Consider the following 3,221-nt stretch of genomic DNA (forward strand, 5'->3'; position numbering starts at 1 on the left):
GAGGTCGACGAGCAGCAGCGTCGGCCGCCGGCCCGGACCGCAGTGGGTCAGCGCGTCGTCGAGCAGCTCGGTGAGGCGCCCCCGGCTGGCCACACCGGTGAGGTCGTCGTACTCCAGCTGAGCCCGCAGCCGGTCCTCGAGATCCTTGCGGACGCTGATGTCCAGAAAAGCCAGCACGATGCTCGGCGACCCACCGGACCGGTCCTGAACCTCCGAGACCCGCACCGCCACGCTCCGGGTGGTGCCGTCCGGCTTCTTCCGGTAGGTCCACTCCGCCACGCCCGCCGCACGCAACAGGTCCAGACAACGGTCACGGCAGGCGGTGACGTCGTCGTGATGCGGACAGGGAACCGTGTGAGCGCCGCCGGCAGTCCACTCGAACAGGACACGGGCCTCGTCGTTGCACATCTCGACCACACCGGCCGGCCCGACCACGACCAGCGCGACCGGGCTGGTCCGCAGTATCGCGTCGAGGTGCTCGTTGACCGCGGCGGTCGCCCGCGACGCCGCCTTCGCGGTGTCCACCGCGGCCACCGTGTCACCCAGGGCGAGGGTGCCGATCACCAACCCCAACAGCGGCAGCAGATTCGGCGCGAGCTGATCCGGGGCCACCCCACTGCCGTCCAGCACCAGGTTCCACAACGCAGCGCACACGTAACCGATGTACGCCGGCGCGGCACGCACCAGCCACGGCCCCAGCTCCGCCCGGACCGCCCGACGAGTGGTGGTGCCGAACAACAGACCGAGCATCGGTTGCGGCGACGGCAACACCAGACACCCGAACGTGACGACCGCGGCCTCGGCGGCAACAAGCCACCACGACGCGGTTCGCCGGCCCGAACCCCACCACGCCAGCACCACCACGATCAGGGCAGCCAACCCACCTCGCACCGCACCGGAGCCCGGCGCACCGGCCAGTGCGCCCAACGCCCCCACAGCGGTCACCCACGCGAACACCTCGGTCAACCGGCGCGTACGCCGCAAACCGCGATCCTCCGGAGCAACAGGCACCGTTGACCTTTCTCCGTTCCCCAGACCACCACCGCACGCGGAAGAGTAGCGGCACCACCACATCAACGAGAAGCACTGCCGCCACTACATCGGACACGGCCCGCGGCTGTGGCGGAACACGCACTGTGAAGTCGCTGCCGCACGACAAGCCCGGGATCTGCGGAGACACTGGCGGGCGTTGCTGCCGGCCAGTGCGGCGGTGGGTCCACCGTGCCTGGCCCGCTCGGGGCGGTCAGGATCCTGACCTGGGCTTTCCGATATGCCCTTCGTCCTCGTGGCCTAGCCTCCGGCGGGTGCCGGCTCAGTGTGGGCGGTGACGCCGAGCCGGTCGAGGGCGCTGTCGAACTCGCCCTGTTCGTGGGCGGTGACCAGCTGGGTGGCGATGTCGCGGAGTTTGGTGTTGGTGTTCTGCGAGGCGCGCTTGAGGGTGGTGAAGGCGGTGTCGCTGTCGTGGCCGAAGTGGCGCATGAGCAGGCCTTGGGCGCGGCCGACCAGGGAGCGGGTGCGTAGCGCGGTGCGGAGCTGGGTGACCAGTTGGGTGCTGTCGTGGTAGAGGGAGGCGTTGTTGACCACCGTGCTGGCGTGCGCGATGAGGAGCAGGACCAGGTCGTAGGTGGTGTCGGCGAACCGGTCGGGTTGGGTGGAGAACAGGGTGAGTACGGCGGTGTCGTCGCCGCGGGTGGACAGCGGGAGCGCGACGCAGCTGCGGAGGCCGGCGTTGGCGATCTGGGCGGCGAAGGTGGGCCAGCGCTGGTCGCTGGCGACGTCGTCGAGGCGGCGTGGCTCGCCGTAGGTGACGGCTTCGACCACCGGGCCGGGGGCGATCGGGTCGAAGGTCAGGTTGTCGCCGCCGGCGACCGTCTCGACGGTGCCGGCGGAGCGCACGGTGAGGATCGCGGAGTCGCAGCCGGGGATGAGGCGCACGATCCTCGCGACGAACCGGTCCAGGGTGGCGCCGAAGTCGTCGTTCTCGACCAGGCGGGTGATCTCGGCCAGCTCCCGCGCGATGGTGACCAACTCCTCGTCCACCAGCCCGGTGCGCACCGGCACAGTGTGCACCGGCCCGGAGTCGACCGATCCTGCCTGTGCACCGTTGTGTTCGCCGTCCATCGGCCCAGCCTTGTCCACCGGCACAGTCTGCTCTGCTGACACTGGGCACGTACAGCCGCAGTTCCAGCTCGACGCCCAGGCGGGGGAGCCGGGGACGGCAGCGGCCGGTGGTGCCTGCCGGTGCTGCTGTCTAGAACGCCGACAACCGGCCTCGCACCCGGGATGCGGCCGTCCCCGGCCCTGGCGCAGTACCCCGACCGCACCAGCCGAAACCCCATCGCTCACACCGGCCCGATCTACCGGCCGGCTCCGGGCTGGCTGCTCCCACGCCGTCCGTGGGGAACCCTGACGGGGACGAGGTGCAGTTCGAGTTCGTCGAGCCGGCCGGCCGCCGTGGACCAGCACGGCTCGATCTCCCGCCGCTTCTCGGGCCTCGGCGGCACACGCGTCGAGGTCGGTGTAGCACTTCCTCGTCGATGGTTCGGGGAGTCAGGCCGGCTTGCGGCCCCATGCGGTGATCATCGGTGCGAGCATGAGGTGTAGGTCGCCGGTGGCGAGGTTCGCGAGGTGTGTCTCGATCTCTTCGGGGGTCGCCAGTTCCGCGGCCAGCAGCTGGTCGCGGACGTGCTGGATCGTGGCCGCTTCCAGGATGGCGCAGGCGCGTGACCCGATCGGGAAGTAGGCCTCCGCGCTGACGTCGGCCAGGCCCGACTCGCGCAGCAACCTGGGCAGCGTGCGACCGTAGGCGAGGTCCGCGCCGCGGTCGGCCAGCAGCGTGCGGATCCGGGTGCGCAGTCGGTTCGCCAGCTCCTCGGCGGGGCCGCGCTCGTCCGGACAGGCGAGCGGCTGCAGCGAGGGGTCGCCATCCTCGATCACCAGCCATCCGCCAGGCCGGAGCGCATCGATCATGACCCGCAGCGCGGTCGCGCGATCCTTCAGGTGGACCAGCACCAGCCGGGCGTGGACCAGGTCGAACGTCTCCGCCGGCGGCGGGTCGCCTGTCACGTCGTGGCGGCGTACTTCCAGTGCACCGCCTGCCGCGGGCTCGGTCCACGACACGTCGATGTCGGTGGCCAGCACCCGGCCGCCGAGTCCCACGCGCTCTGCCAGGCCGTGCGGTACCGAGACGCCGCCGGCACCGACCTCCCAACACCGCCATC

The 3,221-nt window shown here is 71.0% G+C and carries 3 protein-coding genes; all 3 read right to left on the reverse strand.

The window, feature by feature from the left end:
- Window positions 1-945, reverse strand: a 945-nt coding sequence (locus ACJ73U_RS11125; RefSeq protein ID WP_407777489.1) for a PAS domain S-box protein, incomplete at its 3' end; no start/stop codon positions are given.
- A gap of 345 nt (window positions 946-1,290) precedes the next feature.
- Window positions 1,291-2,139, reverse strand: a complete 849-nt coding sequence (locus ACJ73U_RS11130) for a GAF and ANTAR domain-containing protein (RefSeq protein WP_407777490.1) — start codon at window positions 2,137-2,139, stop codon at window positions 1,291-1,293.
- Between the two features lie 411 nt (window positions 2,140-2,550).
- On the reverse strand, window positions 2,551-3,221 hold a 671-nt coding region (locus ACJ73U_RS11135; RefSeq protein ID WP_407777491.1), incomplete at its 5' end, for a methyltransferase domain-containing protein.

Source organism: Actinophytocola sp. (genome assembly GCF_045807065.1).
GTDB lineage: Bacteria > Actinomycetota > Actinomycetes > Mycobacteriales > Pseudonocardiaceae > Actinophytocola.